The sequence below is a fragment of the Desulfofundulus sp. JL263-se genome (assembly GCF_056316025.1).
In genome coordinates this window covers 2,249,866-2,270,831 of record NZ_CM149993.1, presented here as the reverse complement: position 1 = coordinate 2,270,831, position 20,966 = coordinate 2,249,866, and the positions used below count along the sequence as shown (strand labels likewise).

Annotated in this window: 31 protein-coding genes; 27 read left to right on the top strand and 4 right to left on the bottom strand. The window is 45.5% G+C overall.

Annotated features, from left to right (window positions below; translation table 11 throughout):
* Nucleotides 1-27: 27 nt before the first annotated feature.
* The 16 genes from ACX4JR_RS11710 to ACX4JR_RS11635 all read left to right on the top strand — a co-directional run bounded on the left by ACX4JR_RS11710 (nucleotide 28) and on the right by ACX4JR_RS11635 (nucleotide 10,690).
* A complete protein-coding gene (locus ACX4JR_RS11710; protein ID WP_476057841.1) occupies nucleotides 28-201 on the top strand; it encodes a hypothetical protein in 174 nt (57 codons plus the stop codon).
* Nucleotides 202-577: 376 nt separating this feature from the next.
* Complete coding sequence (locus ACX4JR_RS11705) at nucleotides 578-1,417, top strand: DNA adenine methylase (protein WP_476058229.1); 840 nt, start codon at nucleotides 578-580, stop codon at nucleotides 1,415-1,417.
* A gap of 13 nt (nucleotides 1,418-1,430) precedes the next feature.
* Nucleotides 1,431-1,868, top strand: a complete 438-nt coding sequence (locus ACX4JR_RS11700) for a PD-(D/E)XK nuclease superfamily protein (RefSeq protein WP_476058228.1) — start codon at nucleotides 1,431-1,433, stop codon at nucleotides 1,866-1,868.
* A 17-nt stretch (nucleotides 1,869-1,885) separates the two neighbouring features.
* A complete protein-coding gene (locus ACX4JR_RS11695) occupies nucleotides 1,886-2,740 on the top strand; it encodes a tyrosine-type recombinase/integrase (RefSeq protein ID WP_476058227.1) in 855 nt (284 codons plus the stop codon).
* A gap of 57 nt (nucleotides 2,741-2,797) precedes the next feature.
* Nucleotides 2,798-3,028 carry a hypothetical protein gene (locus tag ACX4JR_RS11690; RefSeq protein WP_476058226.1) on the top strand — a complete coding sequence of 77 codons (231 nt, stop codon included), beginning with the start codon at nucleotides 2,798-2,800 and terminating at the stop codon, nucleotides 3,026-3,028.
* Nucleotides 3,025-3,267: a hypothetical protein gene (locus tag ACX4JR_RS11685; protein WP_476058225.1), complete on the top strand. Its 243-nt coding sequence runs from the start codon at nucleotides 3,025-3,027 to the stop codon at nucleotides 3,265-3,267. The genes ACX4JR_RS11690 and ACX4JR_RS11685 overlap by 4 nt, the downstream gene beginning before the upstream one ends.
* A 24-nt stretch (nucleotides 3,268-3,291) precedes the next feature.
* Entirely contained in the window at nucleotides 3,292-3,603 is a 312-nt protein-coding gene (locus tag ACX4JR_RS11680) for a hypothetical protein (RefSeq protein ID WP_476058224.1), read from the top strand.
* A gap of 175 nt (nucleotides 3,604-3,778) precedes the next feature.
* Nucleotides 3,779-4,066 carry a nucleotidyltransferase family protein gene (locus ACX4JR_RS11675; RefSeq protein ID WP_476058223.1) on the top strand — a complete coding sequence of 96 codons (288 nt, stop codon included), beginning with the start codon at nucleotides 3,779-3,781 and terminating at the stop codon, nucleotides 4,064-4,066.
* Nucleotides 4,063-4,392, top strand: a complete 330-nt coding sequence (locus ACX4JR_RS11670) for a HepT-like ribonuclease domain-containing protein (RefSeq protein WP_476058222.1) — start codon at nucleotides 4,063-4,065, stop codon at nucleotides 4,390-4,392. Before ACX4JR_RS11675 ends, ACX4JR_RS11670 begins: the two co-directional genes overlap by 4 nt.
* Before the next feature lie 435 nt (nucleotides 4,393-4,827).
* Complete coding sequence (locus tag ACX4JR_RS11665) at nucleotides 4,828-5,940, top strand: CpaE/TadZ family protein (RefSeq protein WP_476058221.1); 1,113 nt, start codon at nucleotides 4,828-4,830, stop codon at nucleotides 5,938-5,940.
* An 80-nt stretch (nucleotides 5,941-6,020) separates the two neighbouring features.
* Nucleotides 6,021-6,737 (top strand): copper amine oxidase N-terminal domain-containing protein, encoded by a 717-nt coding sequence (locus tag ACX4JR_RS11660; RefSeq protein ID WP_476058220.1) that lies wholly within the window; start codon nucleotides 6,021-6,023, stop codon nucleotides 6,735-6,737.
* Between the two features lie 59 nt (nucleotides 6,738-6,796).
* The gene (locus tag ACX4JR_RS11655; protein ID WP_476058219.1) at nucleotides 6,797-9,325 is read left to right on the top strand and encodes an outer membrane protein assembly factor BamB family protein; all 2,529 of its coding nucleotides are present in this window, start codon (nucleotides 6,797-6,799) and stop codon (nucleotides 9,323-9,325) included.
* 107 nt (nucleotides 9,326-9,432) lie between these two features.
* Nucleotides 9,433-9,744: a hypothetical protein gene (locus ACX4JR_RS11650; protein ID WP_476058218.1), complete on the top strand. Its 312-nt coding sequence runs from the start codon at nucleotides 9,433-9,435 to the stop codon at nucleotides 9,742-9,744.
* A gap of 50 nt (nucleotides 9,745-9,794) precedes the next feature.
* On the top strand, nucleotides 9,795-10,070 hold the full coding sequence (locus ACX4JR_RS11645; protein WP_476058217.1) for a hypothetical protein: 276 nt from the start codon (nucleotides 9,795-9,797) through the stop codon (nucleotides 10,068-10,070).
* A 34-nt stretch (nucleotides 10,071-10,104) separates the two neighbouring features.
* The gene (locus tag ACX4JR_RS11640; RefSeq protein WP_476058216.1) at nucleotides 10,105-10,317 is read left to right on the top strand and encodes a hypothetical protein; all 213 of its coding nucleotides are present in this window, start codon (nucleotides 10,105-10,107) and stop codon (nucleotides 10,315-10,317) included.
* A gap of 58 nt (nucleotides 10,318-10,375) precedes the next feature.
* A complete protein-coding gene (locus ACX4JR_RS11635) occupies nucleotides 10,376-10,690 on the top strand; it encodes a hypothetical protein (protein WP_476058215.1) in 315 nt (104 codons plus the stop codon).
* Here the strand turns inward: ACX4JR_RS11635 and ACX4JR_RS11630 are convergent.
* The gene (locus ACX4JR_RS11630; protein ID WP_476058214.1) at nucleotides 10,664-11,134 is read right to left on the bottom strand and encodes a hypothetical protein; all 471 of its coding nucleotides are present in this window, start codon (nucleotides 11,132-11,134) and stop codon (nucleotides 10,664-10,666) included. The two genes, ACX4JR_RS11635 and ACX4JR_RS11630, sit on opposite strands and share 27 nt — an antisense overlap.
* Here ACX4JR_RS11630 and ACX4JR_RS11625 point away from each other — a divergent pair.
* A complete protein-coding gene (locus ACX4JR_RS11625) occupies nucleotides 11,118-11,621 on the top strand; it encodes a hypothetical protein (protein ID WP_476058213.1) in 504 nt (167 codons plus the stop codon). The two genes, ACX4JR_RS11630 and ACX4JR_RS11625, sit on opposite strands and share 17 nt — an antisense overlap.
* 222 nt (nucleotides 11,622-11,843) lie before the next feature.
* Here the strand turns inward: ACX4JR_RS11625 and ACX4JR_RS11620 are convergent, their stop codons facing one another.
* Nucleotides 11,844-12,662, bottom strand: coding sequence for an RNA-guided endonuclease InsQ/TnpB family protein (locus tag ACX4JR_RS11620; protein ID WP_476058212.1), 819 nt, complete (start codon nucleotides 12,660-12,662; stop codon nucleotides 11,844-11,846).
* Between the two features lie 95 nt (nucleotides 12,663-12,757).
* Between ACX4JR_RS11620 and ACX4JR_RS11615 the strand changes: the two genes are divergently transcribed.
* Nucleotides 12,758-13,156: a hypothetical protein gene (locus ACX4JR_RS11615; protein ID WP_476058211.1), complete on the top strand. Its 399-nt coding sequence runs from the start codon at nucleotides 12,758-12,760 to the stop codon at nucleotides 13,154-13,156.
* A 165-nt stretch (nucleotides 13,157-13,321) separates the two neighbouring features.
* Here the strand turns inward: ACX4JR_RS11615 and ACX4JR_RS11610 are convergent, their stop codons facing one another.
* The gene (locus ACX4JR_RS11610; RefSeq protein WP_476058210.1) at nucleotides 13,322-13,546 is read right to left on the bottom strand and encodes a type II toxin-antitoxin system HicA family toxin; all 225 of its coding nucleotides are present in this window, start codon (nucleotides 13,544-13,546) and stop codon (nucleotides 13,322-13,324) included.
* Nucleotides 13,547-13,548: 2 nt separating this feature from the next.
* Entirely contained in the window at nucleotides 13,549-13,968 is a 420-nt protein-coding gene (locus ACX4JR_RS11605) for an exoribonuclease R (protein WP_476058209.1), read from the bottom strand.
* 214 nt (nucleotides 13,969-14,182) lie between these two features.
* Here ACX4JR_RS11605 and ACX4JR_RS11600 point away from each other — a divergent pair, with 214 nt between their 5' ends.
* The 9 genes from ACX4JR_RS11600 to ACX4JR_RS11560 all read left to right on the top strand — a co-directional run bounded on the left by ACX4JR_RS11600 (nucleotide 14,183) and on the right by ACX4JR_RS11560 (nucleotide 20,952).
* Nucleotides 14,183-14,674 (top strand): TadE/TadG family type IV pilus assembly protein, encoded by a 492-nt coding sequence (locus ACX4JR_RS11600; protein ID WP_476058208.1) that lies wholly within the window; start codon nucleotides 14,183-14,185, stop codon nucleotides 14,672-14,674.
* 184 nt (nucleotides 14,675-14,858) lie between these two features.
* The gene (locus ACX4JR_RS11595) at nucleotides 14,859-15,371 is read left to right on the top strand and encodes a hypothetical protein (protein ID WP_476058207.1); all 513 of its coding nucleotides are present in this window, start codon (nucleotides 14,859-14,861) and stop codon (nucleotides 15,369-15,371) included.
* A gap of 16 nt (nucleotides 15,372-15,387) precedes the next feature.
* Nucleotides 15,388-16,161, top strand: coding sequence for a Flp pilus assembly protein CpaB (gene cpaB / locus ACX4JR_RS11590; protein ID WP_476058206.1), 774 nt, complete (start codon nucleotides 15,388-15,390; stop codon nucleotides 16,159-16,161).
* Nucleotides 16,158-17,414, top strand: a complete 1,257-nt coding sequence (locus ACX4JR_RS11585; protein WP_476058205.1) for a CpaE/TadZ family protein — start codon at nucleotides 16,158-16,160, stop codon at nucleotides 17,412-17,414. Before cpaB ends, ACX4JR_RS11585 begins: the two co-directional genes overlap by 4 nt.
* Nucleotides 17,414-18,763, top strand: a complete 1,350-nt coding sequence (locus ACX4JR_RS11580; protein ID WP_476058204.1) for a CpaF family protein — start codon at nucleotides 17,414-17,416, stop codon at nucleotides 18,761-18,763. The genes ACX4JR_RS11585 and ACX4JR_RS11580 overlap by 1 nt, the downstream gene beginning before the upstream one ends.
* Complete coding sequence (locus tag ACX4JR_RS11575) at nucleotides 18,751-19,656, top strand: type II secretion system F family protein (protein ID WP_476058203.1); 906 nt, start codon at nucleotides 18,751-18,753, stop codon at nucleotides 19,654-19,656. Before ACX4JR_RS11580 ends, ACX4JR_RS11575 begins: the two co-directional genes overlap by 13 nt.
* A gap of 30 nt (nucleotides 19,657-19,686) precedes the next feature.
* Nucleotides 19,687-20,559, top strand: a complete 873-nt coding sequence (locus ACX4JR_RS11570) for a type II secretion system F family protein (protein WP_476058202.1) — start codon at nucleotides 19,687-19,689, stop codon at nucleotides 20,557-20,559.
* Nucleotides 20,560-20,577: 18 nt separating this feature from the next.
* On the top strand, nucleotides 20,578-20,724 hold the full coding sequence (locus tag ACX4JR_RS11565; RefSeq protein WP_476058201.1) for a hypothetical protein: 147 nt from the start codon (nucleotides 20,578-20,580) through the stop codon (nucleotides 20,722-20,724).
* A 24-nt stretch (nucleotides 20,725-20,748) separates the two neighbouring features.
* Nucleotides 20,749-20,952 (top strand): hypothetical protein, encoded by a 204-nt coding sequence (locus ACX4JR_RS11560; protein ID WP_476058200.1) that lies wholly within the window; start codon nucleotides 20,749-20,751, stop codon nucleotides 20,950-20,952.
* Nucleotides 20,953-20,966 lie beyond the last annotated feature (14 nt).

The window sequence follows — 20,966 nt, the reverse complement described above, 5'->3', positions numbered from 1 at the left end:
GTTTTCAGGCGGCGCCGGAGGGTAGCCTTGACAGCCGGGGTCCCCGCATGTGATAAAATGTACAAGCCGGCGGGGTATGCTAAAGTATGCAGCATGTTCCCCGGAGCCGCCCCGTCGGTACTGAAACTATATCACATGCGGGGTGGCTGTCAAGGCCGCCGCCGTAAAACTAATGTTTTAAGCGGTGAGGTCTCATGTTAAAAGATACCTACTGAATCTTGACACGGACTATCTAAAAAATTAAATGGAAGACGGGGTAATTGTGTGATATCATATTTATAAATTGCATTTGAGCGCTTTTTTATCATATTTTTGAATTTTTTTATAAAATGTTGGATTTTCATAATAGGGTATACCTCCATAAAGAAGGGGGGAAAGTTGATACCTCTTAATTTGATTCTTATTATAAAGAATCAACATTACCAATAGTGTCGGATTTTGGAGACAAAACTAAAATTCTTCCAAGAATCCTTATACGAACAAAACCCCTGGAAAAGTTCGTATAAGGTGGCAGGATTCGCCCATCTAAGGGCGAATTTTTTGTTCGTATAAGCAAAAAGCCGAAAGGAGAATTTCAGTGGGAAAATCCGAAACGGCTATTCTGATGGAAAACAAGCCAAAGCCACCGGTTAAGTGGGCCGGCGGCAAGGGCCAGCTCATTTCCCAATTCGAACCGTTATTTCCCAAGCAGGGGTTCCGCCTTTATATAGAACCTTTCGTCGGCGGCGGTGCCGTATTCTTTCACCTGACACCGCCCAGGGCCGTTCTCATAGACAATAACCCGGAACTCATAAATTTTTACCGCACGGTCAGGGACAACTTGGAGCCACTAATTACTGATTTGAAAAAGCATAAAAATACCGCCGATTACTACTACCACATCCGGGCCCTTGACCCTGAGAAGATGGACGAGGTGAGCCGGGCTTCCCGCTTCCTTTATTTGAATAAAACAGGGTATAACGGCCTCTGGCGGGTTAATAAGCAGGGGAAGTATAATGTTCCCTTCGGGCGTTATAAAAACCCGAAAATTGTAGACGAGGACAATCTCCGCAAAGTAAGCGAAGTACTGAAGCGGGCCGAGATAATCCTTGGTGATTTCAGTAAAGTCCTGGAATTTGCCGGGCCGGGTGATTTTATTTACTTAGACCCGCCGTATCACCCTCTTTCGGAGACTTCCAGCTTCACCAGTTATACAGCTGATTCTTTTACCCGGGAAGACCAGCGGCGCCTGGCGGAAGTTTTTCGCCGGCTGGATGCCAGGGGCTGCATGGTAATGCTCAGCAACTCGGATACTCCTTTTATTCACGAGCTTTACTCTGGGTACGACATCCGGACGGTTTATGCCAGGAGGGCCATCAACTGCCGTGCGGACAGGCGTGGATCAATAAGCGAATTGGTAATTCGAAATTATTCTTAAGGGGCGAAAAGCATTGACACCAGGAGGAAGGGGAACAAAAACAGGAGCATTCTGGGAGAGAGTTATTAAGCCCGTGCTGGAAATCCATTACCCGGGGCGGTTTCAAACCCAGATAGTAGTTGGTACTCAACTGTTTGGCGGTAATTATAAAGCTGATTTTTTAATACATGATTCTGATAAAGGTAATGTTATTGTAAGCGCGAAATGGCAGCAGGTGTCGGGTACAGCGGAACAAAAACTTATCTACGAAATCGCCAGCCTTATTTCCATTGTTCGTAACTCAAAGGAGTACCGCAAAGCTTATGTGGTGCTCGGAGGTGGAGGCTTTTCACAGGGGGCACGCAGCTATCTATTTAAACAAAAATTCAGGACATTATTCAATGATGGCCACCTGATAGAGGTAATATCCCTGGAAGATTTTCTGGCCCGTGCAAATAAAAAGAAGTTGTAACGTGAGAGGTTTTAGAGATGCTGGATAGATTTGCCGAAGCTTTAAAAAGCCGTGGTTTAGCTCCAAGGACAGTGATAACTTATCTTTCAATTTTGAGGAACTTTAAAACATGGTGGGAAGGGATTACCGGTGAACCCTTTACTTTAAACGCCGTTACTTCTTTAGACATAGCCGATTACCGGCGGTATCTTTTGAATCAAAACCGTAAGCCCGCCACAATAAATTTGCACCTGGATGCCGTTTCTTCGTTTTTCTACTGGGCCATGTCTGAAGGCATAGTTTCTTCTAATCCAGTGCAAGGCGTCAGGCGGGTACCGGAACAGAGAAAAGTCCCACGGTGGCTTTCCAGGACAGAACTAGGAAGCTTAGTGCGTGCTTTTAAAAAATACGGCAAGGCCAGAGATATGGCGTTTCTGGCACTTTTACTTCATGCAGGGTTACGGGTAAGCGAAGCCGTTGCTCTACGTACCGAGGATCTGGTACTTAGAGAAAGGTCAGGCTTGATCCAGGTTCGCCGCGGTAAGGGTGAGAAGTGGCGGGAGGTTCCACTTAATGCTACGGCCAGAAGGATGCTAGCAGAATACCTGGCCGGGCACCGTGGTGGTGAGTGGCTCTTTCCCGGGCGTGGAGGCGGGCATATCACTGCCCGGGCCATACAAAAACGACTGGCCGAACTGGGACGCCTGGCGGGAGTAGAAGTAACTCCGCACCGGCTCCGGCACACTTTCTGTAAGATGCTGGTGGACGCTGGTGAATCGCTGGACCGGGTGGCCATGCTGGCCGGCCACTCCAATTTGAACACCACGGCCAGGTATACCAGGCCGTCGGTGCAGGACCTGGAGCGGGCGGTGGAAAAGCTGGCGTGGGAATAATATTGCTATTTATTTAGACATAACTTAAAATATAAAAAAGAGAGGTGGTGAGTTGTTATGCTCGGTAGATTGATTAAAATGTTTAACTTTCACAAGAATCCTTTAGAAAGATATAAAGACCAAATTTCGGAAGCAAAAGATATAATCAAATATTATGAACAGAAATATAAAATGAGTTCTGAAGAGTTTATTTCAAAAAGATACTCCCAGACATGTTCAGAAGTTGAAGCTGCCGATGCAAACAACTGGGCCACTTTATACCTCACAATCGGGAAGTTGGTTAGATGAGTCAAAAAGTTACCTCAAAAGATATTATTGAGTCAGCCAAAAAATATCCTTTGGATTACAAGAACTTTAGTAGCTATGTTTCTCAGATTAAGAATGAGATATGGACATCTAATTTAAGTATAAAAGAAGTAAGCATGGGCTTTTCCCAAAAGGGGAAGCCCATATTCGATCTTGGTAAGAAAAATAAGCTAGTTGTTGTTGGGGAAAGTTTTTCTTTTAATGCCCCGACAATTGGCTAGGAATATGGCTATATCATTGAAGAAATGTTTAACTTTAAAATACAGATTACTATTTTTAAAATAAAAAGACGGCTTTACGTCAGTTCATACTCTTATCACTTTGAGTTATTACAGGATAAGACTAAGTTTTTTCGATATGAAAAATCCGAATATACAGCAAGTCAGGATAGTGATTATAAACCAGAGCTTCATATGCACTGTATGGGCAGGCTTCCTCACTATCCTGCCCCTTTTGTTACAATTGGTCAATTGTTAAGAAATCTTAAAACCAACATTTTTAATCCTACTAATCGTGACAGGCTTGATCCACCATGGGGATTATTTGCAAAGAAATGATAGATTTTTATAGAATTCCACCCCTTTCAACCCACGGCACAAGGCCGTGGGTTTTCAGAGGCAGAATTCTATAAAAAATTTCATTTACAAGTACTGGAAACGAGCTCTTTTTCCGGGTTATAATGAACTTAGGAATTAATTATAGTTTTTGAGATATGCTGGCAGGGGTGTCACTATGAATTTTGAGGTGTTAAAACAAAAAGCTGTCCCCATATTGAAACGCCATGGGGTTGTAAGTGCTGCTGTATTTGGTTCTTATGCCCGGAACGAACAAAATGACCACAGTGACGTAGACATTATAATTCGGTACTCATCAAAAAATGATAAAACCTTGTTGGACTTGGTGAGATTACGGGATGAACTCAAAGAAGTATTACAGGTAGAAGTTGATTTGCTCACTGAAAAATCAATACCGCAATCATTGAGGGATGATATCCTGCGGAATAAGCAGGTGTTAATGTGAATAATAGAGATATAATTTACATCAAGCACATGCTGGAAAGTATTGACTTAATTGAGCAATATACTACAAATGTATCTAAGGAGAAGTTTCTTTCGTCGCCCCAGCTCCAGGATGCGGTCATAAGAAGATTGGAAATCATAGGCGAAGCCGCTAAAAAAGTTTCAGTGCAGACCAGGCGGAAGCATCCGGCGGTCCCGTGGAAGGCAATGGCGGGGATGCGGGATGTTCTCATTCATGAGTATTTCGGTGTGGATATGGACCTGGTGTGGAATACTGTTAAAGACGACCTGCCCAAAGCAAAAAAGCAGTTGATTGAAATAATTTAAACCAGGCGCATATGTTCAAAGTGCCTGGTTTTCATTTTTTTAAGTGCCGCACAGAATAGTAGTCTTTTTATTTTTGGAGAGGTGGAATGCAAGATGAAAAAGTGCCTCGTTGTTGGAGCCGACAACCTCGGCGCTACTCCGAAAATCCTGCGCCAAAATTTTGGTTATAAGGTTATTCACTGGAACGGAAGGTACGCCCGCCCCCCCTAGTTCGCTGCCCAAAGATGTGAAGTTGGTGCTGGTATATACGAGGATTGTCTGAACTTTTCACTATGAGGGAAGTACAATAAAGTTTCTGGCCTAACTTTATATATGAAAAGCTGGGAGTTGAAAGGGGATTTTTACCATGTTACGCTTATTTATCGGTTATTCTACTGGCCCTGGCCGTTATCTGGATACCGTGGCTGGGGCCGTAGGCGATGAGGTGAAAAAAGAATGAATCCTATCTTGGTTATATCCAGTGACCCCGATAACACGGTAGGATATTTGAAACAGGCAGGGTATGATGCCCTGCCTGTTTACGCTAATGATATGGCCCTGGATATGGCAAAGAAGAACCAGTCTAACACGGTTTTATACTATACGACCGCAGGGCCTGTGGAGCATGAGCATATTTTAAAAATGCTCCGGGAAGCAGGGCTGCGAATAATTTTAATTTCGTCCCCCGGAAATCAGGTTCTTAGTTACGGGGCGGCAATTGGAATATATGATATATTATTTACTCCGGTAGCCCCTGAAGAAATAATTTCCAGCCTGGAGAACCCGGCCACGGCCTTTGACGCAGCAGAGAAAATAAAAAGTATACTACAACAAATGGATAAAGAACAGGAGAAAGAAAAACTGAAAAAAACTAAGATAAATATACGTTTACCCTTTGGACCCGTAAAGCAAAGGGTAGTATATTTCCAGCGAGTAGCATTTTTAAGCCTGTGGTCTCCAGGTATTGGCGTTACAAGCACTTTAGTGGATACTGCTTATGCACTGGCGCGGCACAAATTTAGCGTCCGCATGTTTGATTGTGATATTGTCGGGCGCGGGCTGGGGTGCCGCTTGGGGCTTGAGCCAAATCGAATCCATGACTGGCGCGATTCTATTGATTATCTTCAAGTGAATGATTATATTGAGATAATGCCTATTAGTCCATATACTGGCTTTGATGGTGAAAAAGAATTCACGCCCGACCGTCTACGCAAGGCGCTTCGGGTTTCCCGGGTTACCTCTGGGTTCCTCCTTGTTGATGCTGGGCATGACCCATTGTCATGGTATGCTCAACAGGTTATGGATATAATTGATATGGTTATTTGGGTGACAAGAAATGACCCGTTGGTGCTGAACAGGGCAGTAACGCGCTGGCTTAGAAACAACCTTAACCAGATAAACGGAGCAGTGCTTTTGCTGGATGCCGGAAAAGAGGAAGCTGAAGTTGTGAAGGAATTTCTTCAAACTGACTCGGTATTTGCCGTACCGGTTCTCAACGGGAAAAAGAAAAGGAACAAGGAAAACCTTGGAGAGTGGATAGCGGAGAATATATTCGGAATCATGGGTTAGGCAAAAAAGAATGTGGAACAAAAAGAATTATTCACTTGTCAAACTTTAAAAAGGAAAAATATTCAAAGGAGATGAGATTTATGTTTAAAAGCAAAAAACTTATAATTATAACTTTGGCTGCTCTGTTAATCATGACTGTGGCAGTGCCCGCATTTGCCGGCTATGATTACAACCTCACTGTAGTCATAAACAAAATGCCGGTATACTTCCCAGATCAGGAGCCATTCATTGATACCGACACCAGCCGAACCTACGTCCCGCTCCGCTTCGTCAGCGAAGAACTGGGCGGCGCGGTTGGCTGGGACGGGGCTAACCAAACTGCCACTGTAGAGAGAAACGGTAAAAGCATAAAAATGAAGATTGGCTCAAAGAAACCCGCGGTGAACGGCCAGGCCAAGTCCCTGGACGCCCCGGCCCGGCTGATGAACGGCAGGACTATGGTGCCGCTCAGGTTCGTAAGCGAAGTGTTGGGCGCGGAAGTAAAGTGGGACGGTAAGGAGAGAATAGTGTTTATTACTGATACGTCGGTTCCGGAAGGCAATAAAAACAATTTTCAGGGGGAAGTCAATTATACCGGCAGTTTGGAAGATGAATACGTTTTCGTAAACGGAACTAAAAAGGTGGTTTTCCCAAAGGATATGCCCATTGAAGAAAGAAAGCGGCAAATTCAAAAAATCGCCAAGGATATTGATTCCGGTGTCCTGACGCCCGGCGGAACTGTAGTTATACTTCCCAGCGGGGGCGGAGGTACAAATGATACTCCGGCGGATGATACCGAGTGGCCAACGGTTCAGTAAAACAGCCTTTAAAAAGGGCTGTTTTCTTTTTGAAAAAAATAAACGGGAGGTAACGAAAGGTGAAGCGATTGCCGGTCTTGGTTTTTGTATTGTTTGTCTTGGCCGCCCGGGCTTTTCCCGCCCTGGCCGCGCCGGTAGGTGAAGTAACTACCTTCGGTTTCACTCCCGAGCGCAACCGGGACGGCCTGGTGGAAGGCACGGCTATGGTTTTTTCCTGGTATCACTTCGGCGGGCCCAGTTACAGCCAGCCCCTGATCCTGTCCGGCGATAGGTGGGGCGGTGACCTGGCAGGGAAGCTGGTGGTTATCACCGTAGAGGGCAACCGGCTGAACGGTTATATTTGCCCGGAGAAACAAGTTTACCTGGGGCCTGATTCCCTGAAAATGCAGGAACTCGACCCGGTGTGGTCGGTGAGGCTTTCTGGTTCCATACCTACCAAGAGCCACCCCACGTATTATGAATGGCAGGGGAGAAAGTATATTTACATTGGTACCTACAGCAACAGCCTGGACATTATTGACGTTACCGATTTTCACGGAGTGTCAGAAAGCAGCAAAACCTCTTTTGAATCCCTTGACGTAACTGACATAACTTCCGCTCCCCTGGTTCTCACCTGGCGGGGTCACGAAATTATTGTAGCCACCAGCGGCAACACTGGCAAAATCCTTATCGTGGCCGACCCCCACGATGAAAAGAAAAAACATTCCTTCTTTATTGAGGTTGCCGATTACGGACGTACATCATCTTCTCCGGCCCCCGTGGACGGTGGCAGGGGTTTTGCCGTTGGTGTTGACCAGGGGCGATCCAGAGGGGAACTGCAAATTTATTACCTGGACGACATTTTAATGGAAGATCAAGACGGTAGGGTGAAACTTAAAAGCGATGATGCCCGGGTTGTTAAGAAAACTGACGCCGGCATAGCGGCTAGCTTTAGCGTAGATGGTAATATGCTGTATTTTGGAGATACACAGAGTAACGTATACGCTTATAATACAGCTACACATACACCGGTTTGGGAAAATAATAAAAACCAAGGCATCTTTTCCAACCGCTCCCCAGCCCTGACCGGCAGCCGGGTGTACTTCCCCGCTGTGGGTGAAAAAGGGGAAAGCGGCAAGATACTGGCAATTGACCGTGCAACCGGTCATACTGCATGGGCAGCCGGGCTCGGTGACAGGGCCATGACCGCGCCGGTAATAATGCGGGCGGCAAACTCGGCGGCTATTCTGGCCGGCAAGGGCAACGGAGAACTGGCCCTGTTGGACCCCAATAACGGCGAAGCATATAGCAATCCCAAAGTGGCCGCCCCCGTAAACCTCAGTGATTACGCCTCCGGCGTCACCGGTGAAATATCGGCGTCCCGGGATATGCTGGTGGCCACCACCGAGCAGGGGGTAGTGGCCTTCAGCTTAACCGACATAAACTTTGCGGTCGTATCTATAGATGACGGCATCCCTGAGGGAGAAAAAGCCGAGCCGGGACAGACCTATACCGGTACCGTTACTTTCACGTACAACGGCCTGTACAATGTTGAAGGCGTGGGAATAGGAGTATTCGCCAACGGTAAATACCTGACCCTCAAAGATACTGACGGCAATGAACTGCCTAAAATTATAGATACCAGGATCGAAAAAGAGTTTTACGGCTTGAAGGACCTCAAACCGGGTGATGAAATTACTATCACATTCGATTATACCGTTCCCAACGGGCAGCTAATGTTAACGGGTACTATTAATATTAATAAAGACCCCTTGGTGAACCTTTATAACGAAAGCACTTTTAATGATAATGAAGTTAGTGTTAATGTTTCGGTAAACGTGCAAAATCTATGGGTTGAAATAACTGAACATAAAAAAGAAGCTAAAGAAGGCAATTCGGTTATAGTAACTGCAAATATTCATAATGACAGCGGAAGAATGATTGTCACCCGACTGGTCTGGAAGCTGGACGGAAAAATTATAAAGGACATACCGAACTTTGATGTTATCAGCCAGGAATCCGATTCTGTAACCATCACACCCGGAGCAGGCAGTCATACGGTGATATTGGAAGTAAACCCGGATAAAGATAAACCTGCAAATGAAACTACCTATGAGGACAACAAGGATATTTGCAGTATTAATATAATTCCTGCGGTTCAGGAAGCGTCGGGAGATATACGGATAATTGGTCCCGATATATGGCCGGGTTTGAAGCCATATCCCTTCACGGTAAAGATAACCGGGTACTTGCCCTATAAGAAATATAGAGATTCTGACGGGCATACACATTACCGGCGCGTTAAGTATAATCTAAATGTCAAAACACACGGCGAGGGTGTTCTAACAACAGAATGGTCATTATCTGACCCTTCAGGAAACCCCCAAAAAACTATACCAGTTAAAAAAAGCTGGTCAGAAAACTATACCAGGTGGTCAGGCCCATATTCGAAAACAATTAAATACGAATTTCCCGCTGTTGGTATGCGCGGCTATGCCAGGTCTATCCTGGTTATTGAAGCAACCGACACCAGGGCCGGAACGGCTCGAAAAGTGGTAACTATTAATCCCGTACCGGTGAAGAGGCCGGATTTAAAGCTGACGAAATAAAGGACCTGGCTGCCAGCCACTGGATAGACCCGCTGTTGGTGATACAGTCGCAGTAGTTATGCTGGGCACGTGCCCGGTTTTTTTTATTAGGGAGGTGTTTTTTGTGAATGAAGAAAAGATTCTCGAAGGCGTTAAAGGCCTTGTTAAGCCGGATGTCTTCGCCGTTGCTGGCCGTACTGACCAGCGAGGGAGAGGTCATACTTCGCCCCATAGGCGGGCACTGGGGGAGTGGAATCAGGGATGCGATTAAAGGAATGTCAGAAAGGTACCCCGGTTGTAAAATGCAACTTTTCAGTCGGGAAAGCGACCAGAGATACTTTAATGGTATTGTTTCTAAAGAACAGGTATTGTCTTACGCAGCGTTTTCCCCGGAGCTTAAGGCGGCCATAAATGCATTGCGGCGGAAGGTTTTGGGGTGATCATGGGGAACTTTTTGGGGAAGAACTAGCCGGTTTGAGGGGAGTAAGTTGTGGTGAGAGTAGAACTGCACACTGTAAAGGTAGCAGATATTGTTGAGTTTCCAACCATGCTGGGTAACAGGTGCCTACTGTTGCAGGAATTAGGTTTTAACGCTTACTGGAATACTGAGGAAGAGCTTCTCGAAGTGCTTAGCAACAGTGCTACAGACTTGGAAATGCTGGAAGTCTGTCTTAATTACAGCCCCTGTCGGAGATTCTGGGAGGAATTCAGGCAAGGGCGCACCCCCTTTATAAAGAACGACCCCCATTCGCCTTACAAAGTATAGGAACCGGTACTGGGTGAGCGGAGGGAAACACCGATTGTGTCTGGCGAAAAGGGCCGGGGTAGAGAGTTTGGAAGCCTTTGTATATTGCCTTGAAAAAGATACCATGTTGCTATTGTCTCCGGAAGGAGAGCCAGGTCGGTTCTGCTTTTCCTATTCTGTTGGAAACCGCAATCTTGCCATGCTTTACACGGTGACTAAAGTGCTGGCGTCAAAAACCGCGCAGACGGTAATTAACGCGGCTCCTTAAAACGAGGCCCATCTTTATAAGGCGGGTCTTGTCAATTTTTTTACCTGGAGGTGTTTTTGTGGATCGTGATTTTTCGGAGGTTATAAAGACTCTTAACGTAGTAAGCGGCAGATTATTTTATGTTCTTGTGTTTATTTTGGCAGTTACTTTGTTTGCCATAGTTGCAGTTATCGCTGGCCTATACAGACTTAATTATTTTTTAAACGGGCCTTTAATGAACAGTATTGCGGTAAACAATGACATTATCAGAGATGTATTTCAGTGTATTTCATCTGAATCAGTACTGTTTGTATTTAATTTCACAGTTTTAACTTGGACATTCTTTATTTTAGCTAGCTGCATATTGCTAATTAAAACAATATCCACCAGGTAATATAGCGTTTTTTAAGATGGCATTTATAATGCTTGTCAGATAAATCGCAAGCAAAAAAATGGCGTAACAAACCCCAAGGGTTAAAGAAATGCGCATTGATAGGAGAGGGGCTTTAGTTGAAACCCAAATATTGAGCAGTGTTAGAAAAGAGAACATTAGCATAAAGAGTTTTTCTGGCGAATTAGTCTGCATATTGAAAAATATATTAGATATTTCTACTAAAACCTGAATTAGGCTTGAAGGGGACAATAGTATACCCGTTATTGTATATCTAAAAAGATCTATGTCAAAATGCGGTGGTGGAATGTTTAAAAACGGCAGTTCTTCCAAAACAAACAAATGTATATTTTGGGCAAACTGGAAAAAGTAATTACCGATAAGATTGACGATAATTGCCACCGCAACCGAGGTTAGGAGTGGTGTTGTAATGTCTTTATTTTCCATAACTAATCACCATATTCAAAAGTATAAAAATTATAAAGGTATGTTTGCCGTAGTTTCGTTCTTTTTTGTTGTTTTTTTTAATATTGAAATCCTGGCATTTAATAGCGCAGTAATCAATTTTTCATTAAATTTTTTTAATCAATACGGAGAAGAGTTTCTTTATGCGCTTGCAAAAAACTATTTTTGGATAAACGTGTTTTATGTTTTTAGCTATGAATTATTTGCCTTTTGGGGTTTAATGTGGATATTGGAAATAGTTAAGAAAAAAGAATTCATTAGTCTTTTTAAGCTTCTGGTAGATTTTTGTACATCAAAACGGACTATCTACCTGGCGCTTTTTCTCAGTGTAATATTTCTTCTGCTTGCTGTACCAGCACTAATGCCTTTTTTGCCGATAGAGTTGTTTGCCTTTGTTTCTTTAGCCACCGTTTTCTTGATTTTTATCGGCCATTTTTTAAAAATGAAAAAAAGTAAATTTACAGGATAAGACTAAGTTTTTTCGATATGAAAAATCTGAGCACCTGGTTTTCATTCTTTAAAGTGCTGCACAAAATAGTGGTCTTCTGAGCCTCCCCCCGGCTTTACATACGGAATGTTTAACTAGTGAACATCCTCTGGCACAAGGCCGGAGGCTTCCCGGGTCACAGGCCGAAGCCCTGCTGAGACAGCAGGGTCTTACACAGCCTCGCCTGGCTACACCGGGGGCTTGTTATGCCGCCCGGCGGCCTGGTCCATAGGCGTCTACTGCTCGGGCGGCCAGTACCGCCGGTCGCAGATACGTTGTTTTTGGCATGGTTTTGAGCCCGGCCTTTATTTCTCCGTACAGCCCTATGGAACGGATATTGATACACCCTACCACGTCACGATGGCAAGAGAAGCCGCAGTTCAGACAGTGAAATACCCGGCCCCTGAAAGTGCCTTTTGTACCGCATGACGGGCAGGTGGAAGATGTACCTTCTTCGTTCACCGGCACAAACTCTATACCATGGGCGGCCAGCTCATATTTCAGCAGGTCAAATGTTTGGCCGAAGGCCCACTGGTGCAGCCGCTGGTTGTGCTTTTTGCCGCAGTCTTTAGCGGTGATATTCCCCGGGTTGCCGGCATACAGGGTCTTAACCCCTCGTTCCAGGCACCACCTCACGGCCCGGGCGGTAATCGTGTGTAGAAGATGTTCTCTCCTGCGTCGAATCAATTCAAGGAACCGCCGCTTTTTGCAGTTAAGCCGGCGCCAGCGGCGTGAACCTTTGGTCAACCGGGAAAGCCCGCGCTGGTATTTAGCCAGTTCCTTGTTTTGCAGCCGCCACCAGGAACGCAAGAGCCTGTCGGATATCACCAGGCTTTCTTCCCCGTCCGTCAGGGCCAGGGAATGCACGATACCGGGGTCCGCCCCGGCTGCCTTGCTGCCTCTCACCTGTTCCGGAACAGGTTTCTCAACGCTTATGTGCAGCCAGTACCCGGTTCCCTTCCAGACAAGCTGCGCCTGGCATACGGCAGCAGGGTCAATCCTCGCAGGCAGTTTAACCTCCAAAGGTTCCCGCCCTCTACCGTTCGATAGGCAAATGCAGTTACCTTTAAAAGTGATGGCGGCTTTCTTCCAGGTGACGGTAAGAACGTTTGTATTATGTGCGAAAGTATATTGAGTATCAAAAAACCAAGCGCCCCTTTCATCCCACGGCACAAGGCCGTGGGTTTTCAGAGGCGGAATTCTATAAACTGTCCGGAGATGAGCGCACGGCTGTCTTGCTTCATGAACTTGCCCATGCTTTGGCCTTCAGGCTGGGCGAGCAAAAACGGAGCAACTTCGGCGATGAAGAATACATCAAAGGCGAGGTAATTGCCGAGGGAGCCGCTTTCGTTGCCGGCGAATATTTCGGGTTGGAGATTCCCTCCAGTTTCGAGTACGTGGCTGGCTGGGCGAAGGAACCGGAAAAAGTTCTCCGCTGGGGAGAGGCGGTTCAGAAGGTTGCTTCTGAGCTTATCTGTCTGGTTGAAAAGGCTCGAAAAGAAGGTATTGTGACATGATAATTTAACTTCTCCCGCCAGGAAGTCTCCTTCCGTGAGGGAGGGGATGAAAGGCGGCTACCGTGGGGACCACGGGAAGTTACGCCTGTGGAGAGATCCGCTCGATGAAGCAGGAAGCCCCTTTCTGAGCGTAGCGAAGGGAGGGGTAGTTCACTATGAAATGAATTATATCGACTTCCAAAACTCTTCTTCCGTAATTTTAAGTTGATGTTTTAATATTTTTCGCCACAAGTTACCGGGAATTTCTTTTTTGGTGGAATGGCTAACTCTGGTTCGCAAGATTTCACCGTTTGGTAAAACTTTTTCATAGTACCAGTGATCTGTATTTCGAACCAAAACCCAGCCGTTTTTCTCACAATATTTCTTCAAATGTCCAAATTTCGGAGGCATTGTTACAACTCCAGGAGGGATTTAATTTCCCGGTCATCGTCACAAAGCCATATTCTGAGCATATATGGAAAATGTTCTCTGCGGTTGGGCGCGTTCAAAAAAAGTTGAAGTCTGTCACGGTAATCCTCCGCGTAAACTTTTAATTCTTTAACAAGTTCGTCAATCGCGTTTTCTAAAGTGGAAGCATTAACAGCAATACCTAGTTTATCTAAAGCAAGAGTAATTGAACCATCATCTTCCGGTAGTTTTTCCGGCTTGAGAGCGTACGCTTTTAAAATATCTTTTAGCAAATCCTCTCTTAACATTAAGACTTCTTCATTTTTCCGGCGATTAATAATAGTCGGCAAAGAGTGATGCCAAACTTTATCAAATAATTCGGTAAGCGTTTTCCGTGCATTAGTAAAGTTAACTTCAGTCAACATGGTCATCCCTCCTTTTCACCTCCAGCATAACAAAAAATGTACATAATGTACAGATAAGTATATGCTGGGGTGGCCCCAAAAATACTTTACTAAAACTCCGCCAGAATACCCCCGGTTAAAACCGGGGGATGAATGGCGGAGTTTTAGTAATTGCCGGGCTTTTCTTATCCAGGGAGGGCTTGTATGACGAAACCTTTCACTGGGGGGTGTTTTGTTGAAGAAACTGATGAAAGGCCAAAAAGGTGTTCTTTCCACAACCTTCGCTATCTTACTGCCGTTAATCTTAATCTTTATGGCCGTTGTTTTGGACGGTTTCAGGATATTCATCTTAAAACATGAACTGCAGTCCGTGGCTGATTCTTCCGCCCTGGCCGGCGCCAGCGCCGTCCAGGGAAAACTTATCAGAGATCCCATTACCGACGAAGTTATCGGCCAGAAAATTGCCCTGGACCCAATCCTCGCGGATACCTACGCAGTCCAGCTACTGGCCGAAAACCTAACAGCTCACAATTTTGCGGGGCAAGGCATCAAGAATGTTCAAGTGATAGAAAAAAGGGCTATAGACAAGAACGTGGACGGCACCCTGGACGGCTACTACATAAAGCTGTCTGCCGAAATTGACTCTTTGATTTACGGTCAGTTGACCGGTGCCGGAAAAGTAATAAAAGTGATAAGGGAGGCGGAGGCGAAGGCAGAGGATGTTTAAGGTATTCTTTAATAACTATGCGGGCCTAGTGATTGAAGGCTGTTTTTATAAATATAAACTGCTGCTCTTGCCGGCAGTTTTTATATTTTTCGGCCTAGCGCTCGCGATATCCATATTGGGGAATATGATATTTTGGTATGTCATTTGGGGGACAATAACATTTTTATGGGTTTACCTTGTAATTTTGGCGCTCGTTCTGCTTTGGTGGCGTCATGAATCAACAAAGATGGGCTTTAAATCATTTATTATTTTCCCCGGCTCGTCATTCTGGCTGAGGAAAATGCTGGCCAAAAGAAATATCGATATTCCGGTTTTAAACGATGTCATTGAAATACACGTCAACACCCGGAAAAAATACAAAGACTGGAACGAATATAACAGCGGAGTGAATAACGACATTGAAAGATTAATCAGCTGTCTAAACGCGGGTGAATTCGGCAGCCGGGTGACGGTTACCTTTAACACTTTCAACCGCCGTTTGGTTGACAAGCTAGGAAAAGCTTTCAACGGCCGGGGTATTAGAATAAAACAAGTAACTTTGCCGGATTGGATAATCTACTCGTACCACCCGGGCCGTTTCAAAAAAGTGCAGCGAAGAATGTTCGGGGAGGTGAAATCCACTCGCGCTGTTCATGTTCCCAAGGCATGGGAACTTCTAATTTATAATTTTGAGCTGAAAGGAGGGAAGGCGGTATAATATACCGCTGATATTTATGACCAAAACCATCTCAGCAAAAAACCCTTTTGTAATCAAAAACTCCGGAATTTATCTTCTGGCCATCGGGCTGATTCTGGCGGGAGTTGCGGCATTTGGGGTTATGAAATTTATGTATATCTCAACAAATTCCGTCCCGGTAGTGGTCGCCAAACATAAAATTATGCCCTATACCGTTATAAGACCTGAGGACCTGGAAATTAAGCAACTGCCGCAGACAGCGGTTCAGTCCACTATGTTTCCTTCTATTGAGCCGGTAGTCGGGAAATATGCCAGGACGGTTATACCCGCCGGCTATCCGGTCAGCGCCGATGTTTTTACAGCGGGTAACAGCGCTTCCGGTTCTCTTACCACTGTTTTGGATGAACTGGAGAACGGAGCTTTGCGGGCAAAATCATTTCCTATTGATAATGTAGGTGCTTTAAACGGAAAAGTAGGTCCCGGAGACCGGGTTGATGTAATCGGTGCTATGAAGTTGCCACTTAATGGCATGCAGCAGCCGGTGGCACAGATAATCGCCACCAATGTGCCGGTGCTTGATTATTTCGACGGGGGTGTAACGCTGGCACTTACTCCCCAGCAGGCCCAGGATCTTGAGTTCGCCCTTATTGAAGGCTCTATTAGTCTCCAGTTGTGCGGTATCAATGCAGATGTTAAAGCTTCCGATACTACTGTCACTACGGCGGATGATTTTGTCAAAAGGTATTTAAAACAACCGCGACAGCCTGTTGCGCAAAATCAAAACAAGAAAGAAGGGCGGGGTAACTCTTGAGGATATTAATTTGCGACCCAGAGGCCAGGCTTAATGACCTGGCCCAGTCCCTTTCCGATTATGATGTGGTAACTGCGACAACCGGGAAGGACTGCCTTAATGCCGGCCCGGTAACAGCGGCATATATTTCAAAAGCTATTTCTGATATCATGTGGGACAATCTGGTTGCCGCCCTGGCAAAGCAGGGTACAGCTGTTTACTTGATTGGTGAAACAGACCTTGGGTCACTGCAAGCTGTCATTCAAGCCGGCGGCAAGGGCATAGTTGCGCCTGACCCTGCGGAAATAATCAAGACACTGAATCATTTTACCGCCATAACTTCACCACAACAGCAACAAATACAACGAAAGCGCCCCCTGCGGGGCAGGCTGGACAGAAATTCAACAGCACAACATTCCGTCCCGGCTAAGCCGGAGGCAGTTCGGCATCCGGCCATCTCCAGCCGCAGTAAACAGAAAGAAGTAATTATTCACGGTAATAAACTGGTGGTTTTTTACGCTTACAAGGGCGGTGTTGGCAAAACCCTTCTGTCAGCTTCCCTGGCTGTTGCCCTGGCTAATAACCCGACAACCAAACTCAGTGTGTGCCTCGTAGACTTTGACCCCTTTAATGGAGATATTGGCAAGATTTTCAGCATTCCTCCGAAATGTTCCATACTAGACTGGCTGGCCAAAGATACCGAAGATATGAAAGATTACCTGGTGGACCATTCTTCCGGCATAAAAATACTGCCGGGGCCGCACAGCCCCATGGACGGTATCGCCATAGGCCGGGAAGAAGCCAACAGGATACTTTCAACCTTAACCCGGCGTTTTGACGTGGTAGTGGTGGACACCACCCATATACCAAGGGACTCGGTTATAGTGGCCATTGAGAACGCCAGCAAGGTATTTATGATTGCAACGCCTAATCGCATTGCTTTGCGAGATAATACAAATATTGCTGAAACTTTCAGGAATGCCCAGATAGATGTTTCAGAATTTAATCTTCTAATTAACATGATGCCCAAGAAAATGCCATTGAGGTTATCGGATTATATGGATGTATTGCCGTGGGAGGTATCAAATATCATCCCCCACGATCCGGCTGTAGACAGGGTAATAAATTCCGGCGGCATACCGGTGCTGGACAAGCGCTGCGGGGCTTTCAACCAGGCAATTTGCCAGTTGGCAAACTCTGTCATACCGGTATTTAACGGCCGGAAAAAGAGATTTGCTTTACCCAAATTATTTGCGCGAAGGGCGGTGAACTAATGCTAGACGAATTCAACGACCTGGGGATACTTTTCAACCGCAGCAAAGAATCCGGCAGTACCGTCCTGGCCCTCGGTCACCTGGGGAACAAGGACATAGCCGAGATAAAGGCCAGGGTTAAAAATATGGTCTATAACGACATGGACAAACGCCTGCTGAGTAATCTTCATTTGCCTGACGTGCAGGAAAAGGTGAAAGAGTATATTAAAAACGCAGTTTTAAGAGAAGGACAGAACTTTTCCCGCATCATGCGCCCGAAATTACTGGACGTTGCGGAAGAGATAATAGATGAGGTTATGGGACTGGGGCCGATTCAAGATCTCCTGGATGACCCTGAAATAACTGAGGTGATGGTTAACGGGCCGGATGCGGTTTATATTGAGCGGCATGGTGTTCTGGAACTTACGGATATCAAATTCGATGACGATAAACAAGTATTGAATATCATTGACCGGATAGTTTCACGGATTGGCAGAAAAATCGACGAGTCAACGCCTATGGTTGACGCCCGGCTTCCAGACGGTTCCCGGGTAAACGCAATTATTCCGCCCCTGGCCTTAACCGGCCCGACGCTTACCATACGGAAATTCAGCAAAGAACCATATACCCCTTTTGACCTGGTCTTCAGGTTCAAAACCTTTTCCTGCCGGGAGGCATTTTTGTTTCAACAGGCCGTATTTGCCCGGCTCAACATATTAATTAGCGGCGGCACCGGCTCCGGTAAAACAACTACTTTGAACGTTTTATCATCATTCATTCCCAATAATGAACGAATAATTACCGTCGAGGACAGTGCAGAGCTACAGCTGCAGCAGCCGCACGTAATACAGCTGGAGGCCAGGCCGCCGAACGTGGAAGGCAAAGGAGAGGTAACCATTCGTGATCTGGTAAAAAATTCGCTCCGCATGCGCCCTGACCGGATTGTGGTCGGTGAGGTCAGGACAGGTGAAGCAATTGATATGCTGCAGGGGATGAATACCGGCCATGACGGGTCCCTAACAACCGTCCACGCAAATGGTGCCAGGGATGCTTTGCTCAGGCTCGAAACAATGGTACTATTTAGCGGCCTTGAACTACCTGTACGGGCTATACGCCAGCAGATAGCCAGTGCTATTGACCTCATTATCCACCAGGAAAGGTTCAGGGATGGCAAAAGGCGGGTTACGGAAATAGTTATAGTGGAGGGTATTGAAGGGGAGGATATACTTACCAGAAATGTACTAACTTATGACAGGGATAAGGATATGCTGGTTCTCGATGAAGGGTATGAAATACTGGATAAAAAGCTGCGTGAACGCGGGGTAAAACTGCCGGAATGGATTTGGAGTGAATTGCCGTGCCGGTCTTAATTATTCAGATACTTATATTTGCTTCAATCATTCTTATTTTTGGTGCCCTTACTTCCGTAAGAAGCGCTCGTAAAGAGTTTGTAAGGCAAACATTTGGTATCTCGGATAAACAACAGAAAATTGAGGTAAGACCTAAAACTAATCTTAATATTTTTGAAAAAGTAATTGTTATCGCCCGTAAGGCCGGATTCAAGAATAATAACCAGGAAATCATCTTAATGTTGCTAGGTGTAGTAATAGCAACTTACGTAATAGGTTACTTTCTTTTTGACAATTCAGTTGTAGCCTTATTAACCTTACCGGCAGGGTTATTTATTTTTTATAACTTCCTTAAAGGGCGCATAAGAGCCCGAGCGGAGAAAATGTCCAACGAGATGGAGGACTGGCTTTTAGTGCTGGCCAGTCATTTGAAATCAGGTGTTTCTCTGGCCCAGGCCCTGCGCCTCAGCATAAACAGGCTTGACGGGCCGCTTAGAAACGAAGTTGAGGATATTGTTAAAGCTATAGACTTTGGCAATACGGCCAAAGACGCTCTGGAAATGTTTGAGGACAGAATACCGGCTGTTGAATACAAAATGGTTATAGTGGCAGTTAACGTCAACTCTGTACTGGGCGGAAACCTGGCGGAGGCATTCAAGAATATTGCCAATACAATTGCTGAAAGGAGACGAATACGGGAAGAAACCAAATCTCTGTCAAGCCAGGGCAGGCTGGCAAGTAATGCTATTGCCCTGGTTATTGTGGGCTTGATTGTCGCGCTGCGCATAATAAGTCCTGATTATTTGGACCCATTCTTTAAGACACCTTTGGGTATTTTAGTTTTTACCCTGGCTATTGGCTGGGCTGTTCTGGGTTGGTGGCTTGTGCGCAAAGTTAGTATGCCTAGATTGTAGGAGGTGGTTAGTCTGCTGGATATTATCGACATGATATCTCAACCACAAACGGTTGCTTTAGTATTGTTCTGTTCAATAATGTTTATCATTGCCCATTTTTTTTCTAACGAGCGAAAAAGAAAACGTCGCGTGCTGGAATTGTTTTACGGGAAAGCGCATGATAAACCAGCAAGAAAAGGTTTGCTGGACTGGTTCAAAAACATAATATCGCCCCTGTTGCCAAAAAAATCAACTCTGATTTCAACACAAAACATGTTAAGCCGGGCCGGCATAAAGATGTCTCCCGAAGAATTTTTTGCCGCCAGGATAGCAGCAGGAGTTATTGGCGGGGGGCTTTTTTCTTTGCTTTTTATTCCCAATTTGATGCAAATGTTGTTATTTGGAATTGCAGGAGGGTATATGTTTTTTCTCATTCCACAAACCTTTGCGGCCAGCAAGTCGCAGGCCGTGAAAAAAGCCGCCGACAGAGAATGTCTTGACTACGTGGACCTGCTAAAAATTGCCGTAGCAGAAGGGGCGGATATGATTCATGCGGTAGAAATGGTTTCCAACAACTATTCGGGAGTGCTTGCAAATGCATTCTTAGACGCCATAACAAAAGCGAAAGGAGGTAGACCGCTTACTGAGGCCCTGAAGGGTATGGCATACTGGCTTGATACTAAGGACGTTACCCTGCTGGTAGATAGTATCGTTCAATCCCGCAGTACAGGTACTTCCCTGGTAAGCGTCCTGGAGGCGCAAAGTATACGTATGAGGGACGCCCGCAGGGCAAAAGCGACGGAACAGGCCCAAAAAGCGCCGGTAAAGATGGTCTTTCCGTTGATGCTTTGTATTCTGCCCTCGCTAATGATTATTGCCATGGGACCTCCGGTGATGAAGCTAAAAGATATATTTCATTTTTAGGATAGGAGTGGTTCTGCTGTGTTCAAAAAAGAGCAGGGCAGTGAGTCTACGCAAATAGCAATAGCCATTGCCATATTGTCTGCAGTTTCGATTGGTATCTATACAAGTCTGGCGCCGCACTTAAAGGGTATTGTGGACAAGGTTATCTCAGCATTAACCAGTTAAAAAAATTAAAGGAGGTTTTCACGGATGAAGAAAATTATTAATTTCCTGCGGAGCGAAAACGGTGGTGAAGGTTCTCAGACTGCTATTTTAATCGCCGTGGCCAGTGTTGTTGTATTGGGTTTGCTTACTTTTGCTGGGGCCAAGATAAAAGCTGCTGTTGATCAGGGTGGTGCAACCATAGACAATGCGAAGGATTGGCAGTATGGTGATACTCCATTGAACAAGTAAGGTGGTAGCTAAAG